This is a genomic window from Salimicrobium halophilum (genome assembly GCF_900100295.1).
Lineage (GTDB): Bacteria > Bacillota > Bacilli > Bacillales > Halobacillaceae > Salimicrobium > Salimicrobium halophilum.
Genome location: NZ_FNEV01000017.1, coordinates 18,463 through 36,114 on the forward strand (window position 1 = coordinate 18,463; position 17,652 = coordinate 36,114).

At 48.0% G+C, this 17,652-nt stretch carries 13 protein-coding genes, 10 tRNA genes and 2 rRNA genes; 3 read left to right on the forward strand and 22 right to left on the reverse strand.

Annotated elements, in window-relative coordinates; all coding sequences use genetic code 11:
* Positions 1 to 308 precede the first annotated feature (308 nt).
* The 9 genes from BLQ44_RS15875 to sigW all read right to left on the reverse strand — a co-directional run bounded on the left by BLQ44_RS15875 (position 309) and on the right by sigW (position 11,477).
* Complete coding sequence (locus BLQ44_RS15875) at positions 309 to 1,880, reverse strand: sensor domain-containing phosphodiesterase (RefSeq protein ID WP_093194871.1); 1,572 nt, start codon at positions 1,878 to 1,880, stop codon at positions 309 to 311.
* A 126-nt stretch (positions 1,881 to 2,006) separates the two neighbouring features.
* Positions 2,007 to 3,143: a thiolase family protein gene (locus BLQ44_RS15880; protein WP_093194872.1), complete on the reverse strand. Its 1,137-nt coding sequence runs from the start codon at positions 3,141 to 3,143 to the stop codon at positions 2,007 to 2,009.
* Between the two features lie 129 nt (positions 3,144 to 3,272).
* Positions 3,273 to 4,025, reverse strand: coding sequence for an SDR family NAD(P)-dependent oxidoreductase (locus BLQ44_RS15885; RefSeq protein WP_093194873.1), 753 nt, complete (start codon positions 4,023 to 4,025; stop codon positions 3,273 to 3,275).
* Between the two features lie 129 nt (positions 4,026 to 4,154).
* Entirely contained in the window at positions 4,155 to 5,957 is a 1,803-nt protein-coding gene (gene glmS / locus BLQ44_RS15890) for a glutamine--fructose-6-phosphate transaminase (isomerizing) (RefSeq protein WP_093194874.1), read from the reverse strand.
* A 1,048-nt stretch (positions 5,958 to 7,005) separates the two neighbouring features.
* A complete protein-coding gene (gene glmM / locus BLQ44_RS15895; protein ID WP_093194875.1) occupies positions 7,006 to 8,355 on the reverse strand; it encodes a phosphoglucosamine mutase in 1,350 nt (449 codons plus the stop codon).
* An 18-nt stretch (positions 8,356 to 8,373) separates the two neighbouring features.
* Positions 8,374 to 9,333: a CdaR family protein gene (locus BLQ44_RS15900; RefSeq protein WP_093194876.1), complete on the reverse strand. Its 960-nt coding sequence runs from the start codon at positions 9,331 to 9,333 to the stop codon at positions 8,374 to 8,376.
* Positions 9,326 to 10,141 carry a diadenylate cyclase CdaA gene (gene cdaA, locus BLQ44_RS15905; protein ID WP_093194877.1) on the reverse strand — a complete coding sequence of 272 codons (816 nt, stop codon included), beginning with the start codon at positions 10,139 to 10,141 and terminating at the stop codon, positions 9,326 to 9,328. Before cdaA ends, BLQ44_RS15900 begins: the two co-directional genes overlap by 8 nt.
* Before the next feature lie 100 nt (positions 10,142 to 10,241).
* On the reverse strand, positions 10,242 to 10,901 hold the full coding sequence (locus BLQ44_RS15910) for a zf-HC2 domain-containing protein (protein ID WP_093194878.1): 660 nt from the start codon (positions 10,899 to 10,901) through the stop codon (positions 10,242 to 10,244).
* 12 nt (positions 10,902 to 10,913) lie between these two features.
* Positions 10,914 to 11,477 carry an RNA polymerase sigma factor SigW gene (sigW, locus tag BLQ44_RS15915; protein ID WP_093194879.1) on the reverse strand — a complete coding sequence of 188 codons (564 nt, stop codon included), beginning with the start codon at positions 11,475 to 11,477 and terminating at the stop codon, positions 10,914 to 10,916.
* Positions 11,478 to 11,618: 141 nt separating this feature from the next.
* On the opposite strand from sigW, the gene BLQ44_RS15920 reads away from it, so the two are divergent.
* Together BLQ44_RS15920 and tnpB are read left to right on the forward strand one after the other, a co-directional pair.
* Positions 11,619 to 11,792: an aspartyl-phosphate phosphatase Spo0E family protein gene (locus BLQ44_RS15920; protein WP_093194880.1), complete on the forward strand. Its 174-nt coding sequence runs from the start codon at positions 11,619 to 11,621 to the stop codon at positions 11,790 to 11,792.
* Positions 11,793 to 12,017: 225 nt separating this feature from the next.
* Positions 12,018 to 13,166, forward strand: coding sequence for an IS200/IS605 family element RNA-guided endonuclease TnpB (gene tnpB / locus BLQ44_RS15925; protein ID WP_093194881.1), 1,149 nt, complete (start codon positions 12,018 to 12,020; stop codon positions 13,164 to 13,166).
* A gap of 463 nt (positions 13,167 to 13,629) precedes the next feature.
* On the opposite strand, the gene rocF is transcribed toward tnpB, so the two are convergent.
* Positions 13,630 to 14,532, reverse strand: coding sequence for an arginase (gene rocF / locus BLQ44_RS15930; RefSeq protein ID WP_093194882.1), 903 nt, complete (start codon positions 14,530 to 14,532; stop codon positions 13,630 to 13,632).
* 183 nt (positions 14,533 to 14,715) lie between these two features.
* On the opposite strand from rocF, the gene BLQ44_RS15935 reads away from it, so the two are divergent.
* Positions 14,716 to 16,317 carry a diguanylate cyclase gene (locus tag BLQ44_RS15935; RefSeq protein WP_093194883.1) on the forward strand — a complete coding sequence of 534 codons (1,602 nt, stop codon included), beginning with the start codon at positions 14,716 to 14,718 and terminating at the stop codon, positions 16,315 to 16,317.
* Positions 16,318 to 16,458: 141 nt separating this feature from the next.
* Here BLQ44_RS15935 and BLQ44_RS15940 read toward each other — a convergent pair.
* The 12 genes from BLQ44_RS15940 to BLQ44_RS15995 all read right to left on the reverse strand — a co-directional run.
* Positions 16,459 to 16,534: transfer RNA gene (locus BLQ44_RS15940), tRNA-Ala, on the reverse strand.
* Between the two features lie 3 nt (positions 16,535 to 16,537).
* Positions 16,538 to 16,612: transfer RNA gene (locus BLQ44_RS15945), tRNA-Gly, on the reverse strand.
* A gap of 10 nt (positions 16,613 to 16,622) precedes the next feature.
* Positions 16,623 to 16,695, reverse strand: a tRNA-Lys gene (locus BLQ44_RS15950).
* 42 nt (positions 16,696 to 16,737) lie between these two features.
* Positions 16,738 to 16,812: transfer RNA gene (locus BLQ44_RS15955), tRNA-Gln, on the reverse strand.
* A 58-nt stretch (positions 16,813 to 16,870) separates the two neighbouring features.
* Positions 16,871 to 16,956 (reverse strand) — tRNA-Tyr (locus tag BLQ44_RS15960).
* Between the two features lie 11 nt (positions 16,957 to 16,967).
* Positions 16,968 to 17,043 (reverse strand) — tRNA-Thr (locus tag BLQ44_RS15965).
* 4 nt (positions 17,044 to 17,047) lie between these two features.
* Positions 17,048 to 17,123, reverse strand: a tRNA-Val gene (locus BLQ44_RS15970).
* A gap of 10 nt (positions 17,124 to 17,133) precedes the next feature.
* Positions 17,134 to 17,208 (reverse strand) — tRNA-Glu (locus BLQ44_RS15975).
* Positions 17,209 to 17,230: 22 nt separating this feature from the next.
* A tRNA-Thr gene (locus tag BLQ44_RS15980) sits at positions 17,231 to 17,302 on the reverse strand.
* A gap of 4 nt (positions 17,303 to 17,306) precedes the next feature.
* Positions 17,307 to 17,381, reverse strand: a tRNA-Asn gene (locus tag BLQ44_RS15985).
* 10 nt (positions 17,382 to 17,391) lie between these two features.
* A 5S ribosomal RNA gene (gene rrf, locus BLQ44_RS15990) occupies positions 17,392 to 17,506 on the reverse strand.
* A gap of 52 nt (positions 17,507 to 17,558) precedes the next feature.
* Positions 17,559 to 17,652, reverse strand: a 23S ribosomal RNA gene (locus tag BLQ44_RS15995); the annotation flags it as partial.

Genomic DNA, 17,652 nt, shown 5'->3' on the forward strand with positions numbered 1-17,652 from the left:
CCTCAGTCATAAGCAGAATCAGCTTCTTTTGGGTGCTTTTTCCCGAAACAGGGTTGGCTGCTTATCTTTCGGGCTTCTGTTCTTCGCAGCTGGATCACGAAAAACGAAAAGCGGAAGCGCCCTGATAAGACACAGAGCCCCGGAACGCTTATGCGATGTTTTCTTCCTAACACCGTTCAAAAATGCCGCATTAAAACTGTTATTACGTATTTTCGAAGACTGAACCCTCTAAAAATAACTCATAAAAAAATTTATGCGACATTTTCCAGCATCAGCTACAAGAAAACATCGCATAACGACAGGGGAGGTCATCCGTGATTCACAGGCTTGACGACTACCGCAATCGACATCTCTTTCTCCTCGGCCACCCGCATCATTCGGAAGCTGAACCCTTTCAACTCTTCATTTTTCATCATGAGCGTCACATACCCTGATATAGTATCTACATCTTCCGTTCGCAGTTTTTTAAGGTTCTCGCTCATAAACAGACGGTCACTCTCACAGGTTATTTCTCTCAGGGGAATCTCGGAGAGTTCACTTCTCTTATAATCAAGGAGGTCACGCAACGAAGCACTCATGTAAGTAATCGTTCCCACATCTTCCAATAGAATGATCTTCTCCGTGAGACGATCAAGGATATGCTGATACCCGCGTTCTTTTTGAACGAGCCGTTCTTCAGCCTTTTTCTGTTGGGTAATTTCGATGCAAGAACCGATCACTTCCACTACCTGCTTGCCTTTCACGATCGGGGACAAGGACGCTATGTAAGATACACCATTCAGCAGCCCTTCATACACGACGCCCTGCTCTCCATTCCACGCCCGTTCATAATAGCTTTCTTTCAGAGCCGCTTCCGGCTCTGGCAATAATTCATATAAAGATGAACCGACCACCTTCTCCGGCAAGTAACCCAGTCTATAAAGCAGCTCCCCGTCAGCCATCGTATGGATGAAAGATCGGTTCTCCCGGTGATATTTGAAGGTGAATCCCTGTTGTTTCTGAAGGGTCTCCAGCAATTCCTCCCGGGCGACAGCTTTCGCTTCCTGCTGTTGCCAGACAGAATTCTCCCATTCGCCTACCCCCTGGTCTCTCACCATATGTTCCCATTCAGGCATTTTTTCATAGAAAAGAGCGGGAGGTATCGGTTTACTGAAGAAGTATCCTTGTGCCTCTTCACATACATTCCGTTGCAACAATACGAGATGATCCCTCGTCTCTACCCCTTCGGCGACCACTCCCAGCTTCAGCTGATGGCCCATCGCAATGATCGTTTTGACAAGCGACTGATCATTCATATCCGTCGTCGATGTGAAAACGAAAGACTGATCGATTTTCAGTTTATCGAGCGGGAGGTTCTTCAAATAACTGAGAGAACTGTACCCTGTACCGAAATCGTCCAGACTGATACCAATGCCGAGACGCTTCAAGTCATTCAGGATCCCTACGACATAATCAACGTCCATCATGACATTTTCCGTGATTTCGATTTCCAGATGTTCCGGTTTCACCCCTGTTTCCTTCAGGATGGCCGATACCCTTTCCACAATATTATTTTCATAGATTTGTCGCGGGGAAAAGTTTACGGAAACGACAAGGGAACCTACCCCCTGATTTTCCCATGCTTTCTGCTGAAGACAGGCCTGACGCAGCACCTGTTCTCCCAGGGAAAGAACCAGACCGGTCTGTTCCGCGCATGGAATGAAGTTATCAGGATAAATCATCCCGTGATCCGGATGATTCCAACGGACCAGTGCCTCGGCTCCGGTGACTTTCCCTGTCCGTATATTCATCCGTGGTTGATAATAAAGAACAAATTCTTCGTTTCTCAGCCCTCTTTTGAGATCGCGCTCAAGTCCGAGGGAGTCCCTGTCCCATTCCATGCTCGTTCCACCCACTTTTCTTTGTCGTTTCTCGCCTCTTTTTGGCGGATTTTCTAATTATTACTCATTTTACCAGTAGATCATAAGAACTACAAACATATTTATGTTTCTCCCCAGAAACATAAATTATAGTCTTTCTATAATAGTTGCATTCGCCGTTCCCGCCCCTTCACAAATAGCGAGAAGACCGTAACGTCCCTGGTTCCTTTCGAGACGATGCAGCAATGTAGTAAGCAGCTTGGTTCCTGTAGCACCCAGTGGGTGGCCGAGTGCGATGGCACCACCATTTTCATTCAGACGGGAAGGATCCGCTTTCGTATCTTTCAACCAGGCGAGAGGGACAGATGCGAATGCCTCATTCACCTCATATGTATCCATCTCTTCCAGAGAGAGGCCTGAAGCCTTCATGACTTTTTCTGTTGCAGGAATCGGACCTGTCAGCATAAGTGTCGGATCAGACCCGACGACACTCCGCGCCACTATTCTTGCTCTCGGCTTCAACCCGAGGTCTTCCGCTTTCTCCCGGGACATCAGCAATACAGCAGAAGCCCCGTCGCTCATCTGACTGGCATTCCCGGCTGTAACGACGCCATCCTCTTTGAAAACGGGATCCAAACCGTTCAGCACTTCCGGGGACGACCCTTCCCTTGGACCCTCGTCGACTTCGAATGTTTCTCCGCCCTCCAGTTCAACCGGGACAATCTCTTTTTCGAAGATACCGGATTTTCGCGCATGTAGTGCCCGTTCGTGACTTCTGGCGGCGAATTCGTCCAGCTCCTGTCTCGAGATCTCCCATTTTTCTGCGATTTTCTCAGCAGAAATCCCCTGATTCACAATCTCGTATTTATCGGTGAGCATCGAACTCGGTTTCACTTTATGATAGTTCGAAAACATCGGTTCCCGCGTCATGCTTTCCACACCTCCGGCAACGACAACGTCCATATCTCCGCTCATAATCGCCTGGGAGGCGAAGTGAACTCCCTGCTGACTCGATCCGCACTGACGATCAATCGTCACCCCTGGAACCGTCACAGGAAAACCCGCCATCAAACTCGCGTTTCTTGCTACGTTCCCCGCTTGCTCGCCTGTCTGCGTCACAGCACCCAAAATTACATCATCAATTTCCTCGGATGATACTTTCGCGCGTCCTACAAGAGCTTTCAACGTCTGCGCTGCCAGGTCATCCGCCCGCACATCCTTCAGCTTTCCTTTACGTTTTCCGACTGCTGTGCGTACGGCTTCAACGATGACTACTTCTCTCATTGTTTCATCCCCTTTTCATTCCTTTCTTCTCTATTTCGTCATTCTTCCCGCTCTTCCTGCTTATTCCATCAACAAAGCGTGATACACGAAAAAACCCTGCATTTCTGCAGGGCTTGTGTTTTCCGATATTTATGACTTGGTATTGGTGAACCCGCCATCGATCCGGACAACTTCTCCGTTGATGTAATCCGCTTTGGACGTCAGAAGGAAGGTCACAAGCTCTGCCACCTCTTCCGGTGTCCCAAGTCGCTGCTGCGGGATTCCTTTCTCTGCACTTTCTTTCATCTTAGGGTTCGCTTCGAAGTAAGATTTCACCATCGGTGTTTCTGTAGGACCTGGTGCAATCGCATTTACGCGAAGTCCATCTTTGGCATACTCTGCCACCATACTCTTCGTAAGACCGATAATGCCGTGTTTGGTAGCAGAATACGTAACGACGGAATCCTGACCGATCACTCCGGCACTGGAGGATGTGTTAACAATCGCTCCTCCGCCATTTTTGACCATGACGTCGGCTACATAACGGACCCCGTACAGAGCGCCCATCAAGTTGATTTGCACAATTTTTTCGATTTCCTCCGGATCGGTCTCGAGGAAATATCCGCCGCTTCCGGAGATTCCGGCATTATTGAAAAAGTAGTCAATAGTTCCCCACTGTTCTACGGTTTCATTCACATAGTTCTTCACGTCTTCGAGCTTCGATACATCCGCTCGTACGAAAATAGCTTCCGCGCCCGCTTTGTTCACCTGTTCTACGGTTTCACGACCGCCTTCTTCATCGACGTCTACAACCGCAATGTTTATGCCCTGTTCGGCCAACTGGACAGCTGTGGACCGGCCAAGGCCACTTCCGGCCCCTGTAATGATCGCTGTTTCACTCATGAACTATCTCTCCTTTTCGAAACAATCTCCCTTCTATTATTCCTTTTCGTTTCGAAGGCTAAACCAATCCGGAGAGACACATAAAAACCCGCCACTCTCTACAGAGAATAGCGGGTTGTATCGTATGATTTATTCTACTGTTACACTTTTCGCAAGGTTTCTCGGCTTATCTACGTCACAGTCACGGTGAAGTGCCGCATAGTAAGCGATCAGCTGAAGCGGAATGACGGAAGCGAGAGGTGTCAGCAACTCGTGCACGTGCGGAATGACGAATTCATCATCTTCCTCTTCGATCCCTTTCATGCTGATGGTTAGGCTATTCGCTCCACGGGCTTCTACTTCCTGTACGTTCCCGCGGATCGATGGACTCACATTTTTTTGAGTCGCAAGAGCAATCACTGGGGTGCCGTCTTCAATCAGAGCGATTGTACCGTGCTTCAATTCCCCACCGGCGAATCCTTCCGCCTGGATGTAGGAAATCTCTTTCAGTTTCAGCGCACCTTCGACACCGACGTAGTGGTCGATACTACGACCAATGAAGAAGCAGTTGCGCGTCGTGGATAGGTAATCACGAGTCAGAGATTCAAGTTCTTCTTTCTGATCCGTGAGAGCCTCCATAGCGTTCGCTACGATGCCAAGTTCCTGCATAGGATCGAAGTCGAGATCGACACCTTTCGCATGAGCTGTATCCACAGCAAGGATAGCAAGCACAGCCATTTGAGCTGTATAAGCTTTTGTGGACGCTACGGCAATCTCAGGTCCCGCGTGCAGATGAAGCGTGTAATCCGCTTCACGGGAAAGGGTGGAACCTGGAACGTTCGTAAGCGTCAGTGCCGGATGTCCGAGCTCTTTCGTCTGAACGAGTACCGAGCGACTGTCTGCTGTTTCCCCACTCTGGGAAATGAAGACGAATAACGGTTTCTCCGATAGCAGCGGCATGTTGTAAGAGAACTCACTGGCTACGTGTACTTCGACCGGAATCTGAGCCATCTTCTCGATGAACTGTTTTCCGAGGAGACCAGCGTGATAACTTGTTCCTGCCGCAATGATGTAAATGCGGTCACAAGCTTTCATCGCTTCTCTTACATCAGGATCGAGTTTGATCTGGTCGTTCTCATCCTGGTACTCCTGGATGATTTTACGGATGACAAACGGCTGCTCATCGATTTCTTTAAGCATAAAATGAGGATAAGTGCCTTTTTCGATATCCGTGGAATCGATTTCTGCTGTGAACGGCTCACGCTCTACAACAGTACCGTCAAGTTTCTGGATCTCTACGTTCTCACGCTTAACGATAACGATTTCTTTATCCATAAGCTCCATGAATTGATCCGTCACTTGTAGCGCAGCCATCGAATCGCTGGCTACCATGTTGAAATCATCCCCAAGACCGACAAGTAGCGGGCTCTTGTTTTTCGCGACATAAATCGTGTCTTCATCCTGTTGATCGATGAGGGCTACAGCGTAAGAACCTTTCAGAAGTTCGATCGCCTGACGGAATGCTTCCTTCGTATCGTTCGTCTTATCATGAAGCAGTTCAATCAGCTGTACGATAATCTCTGTATCGGTCTGACTCTGCAGTTCAACACCTTCAAGGTACTCTTTACGTATATCGTTATAGTTCTCGATGACGCCGTTATGGACAATAGTGAAACGTCCGGATGTGCTCTGATGCGGATGGGCGTTCTCCTTGCTTGGAGCTCCGTGTGTCGCCCAACGCGTGTGACCGATTCCGAGCGTCGCTTTCACGTTCGGGTCCACTTCTTCACGCAAAGACGCAATCCGTCCTTTCACCTTGAATACACGCACGTCTTCTTCAGAAAGCGTTGCGATTCCCGCAGAATCATAGCCGCGGTACTCCAGTTTCTGAAGACCTTCGAGTAAAATTTCTTTTGTATCATCTTGACCAATATATCCTACAATACCACACATTGTGATGTCCTCCTCTGATAAGGAGCAGCCATCACCACCAGGGGCGAGACTGCCCCTTTCCCTGTTAGTTTTAGGACATTTTGTTCCTGTGCGTTGTTCGAAAAGTCGCCTTTTCGGTTTGGCACAAAAACAGACGGTTGAAATGTCGACAACCGGGAGGCATCCGCCGAATGACCTCGATGAACCTCCACCTCGTCAACTGCAGAAAATGCGTCCCATCCTGCAGTCCTGGCGCTTTTAAAATAAGATTTCTTTCCTGTCGCTCCTTTCTCATAAAAATGAGCGCACCCTTTATAATAGACGTTTTGAAAAACAGTTAAACGTATAAAGATGCGACACTCTTATTTTACTCGAGCTTCAAACAAAACGTCAATCTTTTTTGAATGAAAAGCGGAGACACCTTGCTCAGCCCTTCTCGCATAAGTGAAAATCAGCCTAAAGAAGCGCTCTCCTTCTTTATGGGTGGTTTTCGCTTATGTCGCTAAGGGCTAGGTGTCGCAGCTAGACATAAAAAGCGAAGAAGGCCTGCTTAGAAACCTCAGCCATAAGTAGAACCGTCAGACAAAAAGTGCTCTTTCTTTTTTTCTGATCTGTTCTACTTATGGCTCGGGGTTTCTGGGCTTCGCAGCTAGACTAATGAAAAGCGGAGACATCCCGCTTAGAAGTTCTGGCATAAGCAAGGGTTTCTCTTTTCAGGCGTCCTTTCCTGAAAAAGAAATCATTGCTTATGACATGTACTTCTGGATGTCGTAGCTAGACACGAAAAGCGGAGAAAACCTGTTTAGAAAAGCTTTGCGAACCGTCCAGGTAACCAGAACCTTCCCTGAATGAACCGCAAAAGTATTTGCGACCCACTCAACACCTTTCAAACACTCCTGAACGGTTCAATCAAGAAGAAATGAACCGTTCACGAAAGAAACTTGAACTCGAATGTACCGCAACATCCGTTACCACCCACTCACGCGCTCGCACAACCACTGAACGGTGCAAAAAACCTTTCAATAAACAGAAAAAAGCAGCGTGGAACGAATCCACACTGCCTGATCACTTATTCTTTCATGCCTAGCTCTTCCTGGACGACATCCACAACCCGTTTCACATAAGCTTCACACTCTTCTTCTGTAGGAGCTTCCGCCATGATACGTACGAGCGGTTCTGTACCGGATGGGCGGACAAGCACTCGGCCGCTGTCTCCCATTTCGTTTTCCACTTCTTCGATCTTCTCCTGGATGCGTGTATTCGTGAACACAGCCTGCTTATCGATGACTTTTACGTTCTTGAGCACCTGAGGGAATTTCTCCATTTCAAAGGCCAGCTCTGATAACGGTTTGCCTGTGTCCCTCATAACGTTTACCAGTTGGAGCGCCGAGAGAATTCCGTCTCCGGTAGTGTTGTGGTCGAGGAAAATGATGTGCCCGGACTGCTCTCCTCCGAGGTTGTAGCCGCCTTTTCGCATCTCTTCCATGACGTAACGATCTCCGACGGCTGTTTTGTCACTGGTGATCCCCACTTTTTCCAGTGCTTTATAAAAGCCGAGATTACTCATGACCGTCGAAACGACTGTCGAATGATCAAGGAGATGGTTCTCGTTCATATATTTCGCACATATATACATGATGCGGTCTCCGTCTACGAGCTGTCCTTTTTCATCGACAGCAATCAGACGATCTCCGTCCCCGTCGAAGGCGAGTCCGACGTCGGCTCCCTTCTCTTTCACGAAATCCTGAAGGGCTTCCGGACTGGTGGATCCACATCCATCATTGATATTCAGCCCATCCGGGGAAGAACCGATAGAAGAGATCTCCGCTTCCAAGTCTGCGAACAAGTGTGAGGCGATGGAAGAAGTAGCCCCGTTCGCACAGTCGATCGCTATGTGAAGACCTTCAAAATCATGATCGACGGTCTTCTTCAAGTGCTGCATATATTTCTGGACGCCTTCAAAGTAATCATTGATCTGACCGAGGTCCCTACCTGATGGACGAGGAAGATTATCCTCCTCTGCATCAATGAGCTCTTCAATCTCCTGTTCCTGCTTATCCGTCAGTTTAAAGCCATCGGATCCGAAAAATTTGATCCCGTTATCCTCGACAGGATTATGAGAAGCGGAAATCATGATCCCCGCTTCCGCCTGCATCGCTTTCGTCAGGTAAGCGACTCCTGGTGTTGAGATGACGCCGAGTCGCATCACTTCTGCACCGATGGATAGCAGTCCGGCCGCCAAGGCTCCTTCGAACATCTCGCCGGAAATACGCGTATCTCTTCCGATCAGAACTTTCGGCTTCTCCTGACCTTTCGTCAAAGCGTACCCGCCGAATCGTCCAAGCTTAAACGCAAACTCCGGGGTCAGTTCCTTGTTTGCGACTCCTCGTACCCCGTCTGTGCCAAAATATTTCCCCATGAAACTATCCCTCTCTTTCTAATCGTTTGTAATTTCTATTTGTACTTCTGCTGTCTTCGGTTCTATAGCTGTAACCCCATCCGGGAGATCAATTTTCACTTCTCTAGTCGTCGTTTCATTCAGTCCTTCTGTATCCACCGGTACTCCGCTGACCTGGTTAATGTCATTCAGTACTCCTCGCGGCCCATAAATCGTCACCTGCTCGACCGAAGAAGTGATAGTATTCACGTTCGCTCCATTCGCAACGTCCCCTTCTGCCTGAAATGTAACAGGGACCGCTTTCTGCGAACGGGAGACAGGAACATCAATAGAGACGGTGGAAGGTTCGACGATCACATTCAATTCGTTTCCTTCTTCATCGTATACTTTCACCGGGGCTTCCTTGCCTTCGATTGAACTCTCTACACCCGAGAGGTTCACAATGGATTTCACTACGGCCACTTGGGAAAGGACCGAAGCGGCACCGGTGATTTCAACAGAAGCAGGCTCGATGACAGGTTCACCGATCTCCCATCCTTCCTGCAACTGATTTTCATTGATGAAATCCACACTGGCCTCAAAAGAATGGCTCACCCGGCGCTCGATCGTCACCTCTACCGTCTGCGGTTCGGTGCTCACTTGAATCTGACTGGAAATACCGGAATGCTGTATCGGCACTTCGTGGCGACCGGGACCGAGCTCATTCAGTTCAACATAGAGCGTGAAGTTCTGCTGGCGGGCGACTGGTGCAATCTGGCTTGTCGGTCCCTCCAGAGTGACGTTAGCCACCTGGGGAACTCCACTGACGACAAGTTCCTCATCATCCAGCCTTATATCTACAGGGATGTTCTCGACCAATTCCTGATCCGTGGAATTACCATTCAGAAAAAAGGACTCGGAATCCGACGTGTTCTCTGAACTTACAGAAGCCCACATCAGGACAGCCAGGAACAAAGATAAAATCCGGATGAACCATGTACTGCGCAACCACTTATCCATTTTTCTTCCCCCTCCAGTTCCACGTTTTCGTCGCAGGGGTCTTCGTTACATCAAGGGCGGAATGCAACACATTCCGAAGTGCTTCTTCATCCAGATTACGTTGAAGTTCTCCGTTGATGGTACAGGAAACACTCCCTGTCTCTTCTGAAACGATGATAGTCAGGGCATCCGTCACTTCACTGATGCCCATCGCTGCCCGGTGCCTTGTACCGAGCTCCTTGGAAATGAACGGGCTCTCCGATAGCGGCAAGTAACAGGCAGCCGCTACAATCTTATCTCTTTTCAGAATGACGGCTCCATCGTGCAAAGGGGTGTTAGGGATGAAGATGTTCGTAAGTAATTCATTCGTCAATTCTCCGTTCACAGGAATTCCGGTTTCCACGTAATCTCCCATGCCTGTTTCCCTTTCGATCGTGATAAGCGCTCCAATTCGGCGTTTCGCCATATAATTACAAGATTTCAGAATCGCTTCGATCGAGCGTTCCGTATTCTCTTCTTCTGCTGTATTCCTGCTGAAGAAACTTCCTCTTCCAAGTTGTTCAAGTGCTCGCCTGAGTTCAGGCTGGAACAAAATGATAATTGCAAGAAAACCCCAGGCAATCGCCTGCGACATAAGCTCTCTTAATGTCGTAAGTCCAAAAAGATTACTGAGCAGCCAAATTCCAAGGATGAGGAAAACCCCTTTCAGCAACTGAACGGCTTTCGTTCCCTGGATGAGCATGATCAATTTATAAATGATGAACCAGACAAGGGCTATGTCGATGGCGATGACAACATAATCGAATAGTGTGTATCCCTCACCAAACATGCCGACACTTCCTTTTATATGAATATCTAAGACAGTCTATCAAACCTCCATCATTATACCATATATAGGGTTAGAACAGAAAAAAATCACCGGCTCGCTCTTACTCCGGTGATCCACTCTCTTCAAGGGAGAAGACTTCTCCCACGAAATTTTTCATATGATACCAAACCCACTCAAACACCTGATTCACATAATTCAATTCGCCACTCACATAAGCCTGAAGATTCTCTCCTTCCGGCACGGTCTCCGACGATCCACCATCAATGAATTGACCATTGATCAGCGTAACATCTCCGTTGATGTGACCGTCTATCCGCAGATCCCCGTTTCTAACGACGAGGTCTCCTTCGACTGTCACATCTTCCGGAACGACTACGGTTCCATCTTCAATGACTACGCCTTCCTGCTTGGATACCGTCACCTGCTGGTCCTGATTCCACGCCGAAAAGATGCCGCTGACCATCAGTAGCATGAAGACGGCCGCTGCCGAGACGAGAGGATGATGGCGGAACCATCCTAGCCACGTAGCACGACTCTTCTTCTCCGGGAGCTGGCTCATCACGCTATCTATAAAGGATGCTGGCGCTGTTACGCCGGATTTATCCGCTATCAGCGTATCCGTTCTCTTCAGTTCGTGAAAACGCTTCTGACAACCTTCGCACTTCTGCAGGTGATTACTGAGAATTCTCTGTTCTTCATCTGTCAGCGCTTCATCCAAATATTTATGCATCAAATAAATGATATCCTGTTCACAATTCATCATTCTCACCCCTCACACATGCCGAAGCTTTTTCCGTAAGATTTCCCTGCCGCGGTGTATTCTCGTTTTCACTGTTCCTACCGGCATATCCAGAACTTCCGATATTTCCTGGAGAGATAGTTCCTCAAGAAACCGTAAAACGATGACACTACGATATTTCGGTGGAAGAGCGGTGATTTCTGTCTGTATGTGACCCCGCAATTCGAGATTTTCCACCTGCTCTTCCGGCAAAGCCTCGTCTGTCGCCAACTGATCATGCATATCAAGACCTTCTGTCCCTTTTATTTCTGCATCGATATAATAGTCGGGCTTTTTCTTTCTGATCCGGTCGATGGTCAAATTCGTGGCGATCCGGTACAACCACGTCGAAAATTTCCGTCGTTCATCAAAGCTTTCGAGATTCGTATAGGCACGGATAAATGCTTCCTGAGCCAAATCCTCGGCCTCCTGTTTGTTACCAACCATCCGAAAACAAATAAAGTACACTTTGTTTTGATAGAACGATACAACATCCTCAAAAGCTTGAGTATTTCCTTTTTTGACTTCTTTTATTCTCTCTGCAATGATGGTTTCCATATCGTTATATCTCCGCTTTCACTGCGGTCCCCTTTATGTACGTACCAAATACCTCTCAGGTTTCACTTTCATGTTTATTTTTTTAAAATACGGGGATAAGTAAAAAAGAATCTAAATTAGGAGAAGAAAGGAAGAAACTCTATGCATACATCTCCTAAGGATATATTATCAAAAAAAATAGAAGAGTGCCGGAAAGATATGTTCCGTGCTGCCAGCTATCAATCTTATACATCTCCGGAGGTCGTGTATTTGAGTCGGAAGCTCGACGGTCTCCTGAATGAGTACGACAAATGGAAACAGCCTGCATCACAATGATGCAGGCTGTTTTTTCTTCGACTATTTTTATCAGCTTTAGGCGAGAAGACTCCCTCCTCAACAACGTAGGGGAGAGATGAATCGCCTTCGGACGAGGAGGCGTCCTTGGTTGTCTCCGACGTCCGACAGACATATATTTTTTTGACCAAAAACGAACATACATTCCCGCTTTTGGGGTATGTACCTATATCAATCGTTCACGTTCGAGGAGAAGGGGGCAGCGGCATGGGTCACAAAGCGTACAAGTTCCGTATCTATCCGAATAAAACGCAGGAGATGCAAATCGCGAAAACGATTGGCTGCTCCCGCTTTGTCTTCAATCATTTCCTCGAAGCATGGAATACGGCGTACAGGGAAACGGGCAAAGGGATGTCCTACCATGCCTGTTCGAAACAACTGCCTTCCCTGAAGCAGGAACGTCCCTGGCTGAAAGACGTGGACAGTATCGCTGTCCAGACCAGTGTCCGGCACCTGACCGACAGTTTTCAACGCTTCTTCAAAAAGCAAACGAAAGCCCCACGATTCAAATCGAAAAAGAACCCGGTGCAATCCTATACGACGAAACATACGAATGGCAACATCGCTATTTTGGGAAATAAGGTCAAGCTGCCTAAATTAGGCTTCGTCCGTTTCGCCAAAAGTCGGGAAGTGGAAGGCCGGGTCCTCTCCGCGACCGTCCGGCAGAATGCGGCTGGTAAATACTTCGTTTCCATCCTGACAGAAACGGAGATGGAAGCATGGCCGAAAACAGGGACAACCGTCGGGATTGATGTAGGGTTGAAAACCTTCGCCGTTCTTTCGGATGGGACCACCTATGACAATCCCCGTTTCCTGAGCTCTCTGGAGATAAAACTGGAAAAAGCTCAACGAAAACTGTCGAGACGCTATGAACAGGCAAAGAAAGATGGAAAACCTCTGTACGAAGCGAAAAACTGCCAGAAACAACGACGGAAAGTAGCTCGCATCCATGAGAAGATCAAGAATTCCCGCACCGATTTTCTGCATAAGCTCAGTACCGATCTCGTCAAAAACCACGACGTGATTGGGATCGAAGACCTGCAGGTAAGCAGCATGCTGAAAGACAAGCACCTGGCCAGAGCCATCATCGATGTGAACTGGTCCACCTTCCGTGAGATGCTTGCCTACAAAGCAAAATGGTACGGGAAACACCTCGTCGTTGTGGGGAGGACCTTTCCTTCCAGTCAATTATGTTCCCGTTGTGGTTACCAGAACAAAGCAGTAAAAGATCTCGGGCTCCGGACATGGACATGTCCTTCCTGTGCGACCCATCAGGACCGGGACCTGAACGCAAGTAAAAACATCAAAGCGGAAGCGATCCGCCTTCAAACCGGTGGGACGCCGGGGTTCGCTTAGGTTGCATCTGTTCGGTAGAACGGAGGTTCTAAGAATCCCCCACCTCTTAGCGATTGCGTAGGTGGGAGTAGTTCAAGTGGGTGACTCCGCTTTTCTTTGTCTGACTACGAAGAACAAAAGTCCGAAATAGAAGCAGCCCACCCTGTTTCAGGAAAAAACACCCGAAGTCAGGCTCGTCTGCTTCTATTTGAGCTTCTAAACTTCTTCTCCACTTTTCCTGTCTAGTTGCGATGCCCAGAAACTCGAGCCATAAGCAACTCGGATCAAAGAAAGGAAGAGCACCTTTCGTTGACCAAGTTGCTTATGACTGTAGTTTCTAAACGGGGCATCTTCACTTTTCTTTGTCCAGTTGCAAAGAACAGAAGCCCGAAATAGAAGCAGCCAACCCTGTTTCGGGAAAAAACGCCCGAAGCCAGGCTCGTCTGCTTCTATTTGAGCTTCTAAACGTTCTTCTCCACTCTTCTTATTTCAATTTTTCCCCAAGAAGCGATCCCATAAGTCCGACGGCCATCGATGCTGTTTTGTTCTTCTCATCAAGGATCGGATTGACTTCCACGAATTCCGCGGAGGTGATTTTTTCGGATTCATTCAGCATTTCCATAGCCAGATGGCTTTCCCGGTAACTGAATCCTCCCATAACAGGTGTTCCTACTCCTGGGGCCTCTTCAGGATCAAGACTATCGAGGTCGAGGCTGAGGTGCACCCCATCTACGTTACGACCTTCCAGATACTCGAGAGACTCCTGCATGACCTCTGACATACCGAGCCTGTCCACTTCATGCATCGTGTACACTTTGACCCCTTTCTCTTTGATAAGTTCCCGTTCTCCTTCGTCTACAGAACGGGCTCCTATAATCACGATATTTTCCGGTTTGATTTTCGGCTGATAATCAAGGATGTTCGTCAGTTTTTCATGCCCGATTCCGAGACTCACGGCCAGCGGCATACCGTGAATGTTGCCGGAAGGTGATGTTTCCCCGCTATTCAAATCCGCGTGAGCATCATACCAGATGACACCGAGGTTCTCATAATGCTTGGAGATACCGGCGAGTGTACCCATCGCGATGCTGTGGTCCCCACCGAGAACAAGAGGGAAACGCCCCTGTTCAACGATTTTATCGACCTCCTGCGCAAGGGTAATGTTGCCCTCCGCCACTTCATCAAGGTTACGAAGGTTGTCTTTCTTGCCCTTCTCTTCGGTCGGACGGGAAATGACCAGGTCTCCAAGGTCCTCAATCTGATACTTCAACTGTTCCAGCCGTTCAATCACTCCTGCGTATCGGATGGCGCTTGGACCCATGTCCACTCCGCGTCTATTCTGACCAAGATCCATCGGAACCCCGATGATGGATAGCTGTTTATTCATATAACGATTCCTCCTTCATTGAACTATCTCTTATTGTAGCTAATTTTCGCACAATGACTCAACTGGACATTTTTTTGCATATATATGCGGTATTCCCGACCTGTTTTAAAAAACAGCTATATCTTTTATAATTGAAACTATATACCTACCGGTGACAGCGCACCTCGGAAAGGGTGAAGAAGAATGGAAAAGAACCAGAAATTGATGTGGCGACGCATCGACCGGAAAATAGATATGTGGAGGGGCGAGGAATACATAACGGAATTCGAGCTTTTGCAGTTCCTTGAACAGAACAGAGCCATGCTCCAGTCTTTTCATCTGGAAGAAGCAAAACGATTAATAGAACAGTTCCTCTTATTCCTGAGTGAAACCAGCGATAAAAATTGGACAGAATCGGAATGGCTCCCCTTGCTCAGACAGCTCCAGGAAGAGTTCACCGTAGAGCCTTCCCGGGAGAACCCTTCGCAGCCATCACAAGAGAAACAACCTTTGTTACTCATCATTGATGATGATATGGAGTTTATTACATATATGAAGAACTACCTTGAAACCAATGGTTATCAGGTGATTGTGGCACTGACCGGAAGAAAAGGCCTGGAACTGTTCTACGAAGTGCATCCCGACCTTGTGCTTCTCGATTATGTCCTGCCTGATATCGACGGCATCTCCCTGCTTACTCAAATCGTGGAAAAAGCCAGGAACGAATTCACTCCGATCATGATGGTCAGTGCCCATGTATCGAATGAACACAAAACTCTCTCTTACAACCTGGGTGTATGGGATTTCATCGGGAAACCGATCAATAAGGATATCTTCCTTCCCTTTTTGAACAATCGGCTTTCTTACAGTCGCCAGATTCTGAAACAAACCCTTCAGGACGAATTGACGGGAGCCTATAACAGAAAATTCATGGAGAGAGAATTGACCAATCAGCTTGAACTCTGTACCGAACAGAAAGACTACTGCTTTTCTCTTGCCATGGTAGACCTCGATCACTTCAAGTCCATTAACGATACGTATGGTCATCACATGGGGGACCAGGTCCTCGAAAGATTTGTAGACGTTTTCCAAAAACTAAAAGATCCTGACGATACCATCAGCAGGTATGGAGGAGAAGAGTTCACTATCCTCTTTCCGACCACTGACGGAGAAGAAGCTGCTGCGAAACTTCAAAAATGGAGGGAAAAGTTTTCCGGAATCGCTTTTGTATCAGGAAACGAAGAATTCCATGTGCATTTTTCAGCAGGAATCACAGAAACCACTTCCATGAGCCACGGAAAAGAAATACTGGAACAGGCCGATAAAGCTTTGTATCATGCCAAACATTCAGGAAGAAACCGCACTTCTCTCTATTCAACGGTCTTGGAGGATATCGAGCCGGAAGAGGAACTTCACTTGGTTGTTGTCGATGAAGACCCGAGAGCACGGAAAGCAATGACAGACTACTTCACCACGCATCCTTTCGTCGGCGAAAAGCCTTTGAAGGTAAAAACTTTCGAAACCGGTGAACAACTTCTCAAGTCCCGCTGGTATGACTCCGAAACCGACTATGTACTCCTTGTGGACATGGCAGGACAACGGAAGGATGACATTGAGCTGATTACACAAATCAGAAATTCGTACCCTACGGGCAATATAGCCATTACGATTTTAACGGAGGATGTGGAAACGGAACGAATGGAACAGGCATTGAGAGCGGATGTGGATGATTATATCGTGAAACCGTTCGAGGCAGAGGAGATTAAAACAAGGCTTGATGTATTAGTGGAAAGAATGTTCGACTGAAACAGAAAAGAAAGCTTCGCTTGAATGAGCCACCGTCCATCGGCTCAAGAAAAGCGGAGCTTTCTTTTGAATAAAAAAAAGAATCCCTGATAAGGATTCCTGGGTCATACTATGTATGAAACTGGTGTATAGTAGATAAAATGGTGGAGCCTAGCGGGATCGAACCGCTGACCTCCTGCGTGCAAAGCAGGCGCTCTCCCAGCTGAGCTAAGGCCCCATATGGAGCGGGAGACGGGATTCGAACCCGCGACCCCCACCTTGGCAAGGTGGTGTTCTACCGCTGAACTACTCCCGCACCAAAGAAGTGAGCCATGGAGGGCTCGAACCTCCGACCCTCTGATTAAAAGTCAGATGCTCTACCAACTGAGCTAATGGCTCGTTGTGAAAGTTTTATAGATTACACAAAAAAATTAAGTAAAATGGCTGGGCTAGCTGGATTCGAACCAGCGCATGACGGTACCAAAAACCGTTGCCTTACCGCTTGGCTATAGCCCAACATTTATATATAGTAGTGTACCCGTTCTTAGGGAAAATACACATGGGAAATAAAAAATGGTGGAGGGAGCAGGACTCGAACCTGCGAACCCGATGGGAGCGGATTTACAGTCCGCCGCGTTTGGCCAACTTCGCTATCCCTCCATGCACTTCTCTGGTGCCGGCCAGAGGACTTGAACCCCCAACCTACTGATTACAAATCAGTTGCTCTACCAATTGAGCTAGGCCGGCGCTATGGTGGAGGATGCAGGGCTCGAACCTGCGACCCCTTGCTTGTAAGGCAAGTGCTCTCCCAGCTGAGCTAATCCTCCGACATATAAATGGTGACCCGTACGGGATTCGAACCCGTGTTACCGCCGTGAAAGGGCGGTGTCTTAACCACTTGACCAACGGGCCTAAATAATAGGCGTCCTTCGAGAGCTTCCAGCCGGATTTGAACCGGCGACCCCTTCCTTACCATGGAAGTGCTCTACCACTGAGCTATGGAAGCAAAATGGCTCCACCGGTAGGATTCGAACCTACGACCGATCGATTAACAGTCGATTGCTCTACCACTGAGCTACGGTGGAATAAACAGCAATGTGGCAGCGCCCTACTCTCGCGGGGGGTAACCCCGACTACCATCGGCGCTGAAGAGCTTAACTTCTGTGTTCGGCATGGGAACAGGTGTGACCTCTTCGCTACTACCACCACATCACTTTGAAGGATGAACTTTCAAAACTGGATAAGAAACGTTGACCAACGTTATAGAGAAGATCTCGATGGATTAGTATCCGTCTGCTGCACGTGTCGCCACGCTTCCACACCGGACCTATCAACCTCTTCGTCTCAGAGGCATCT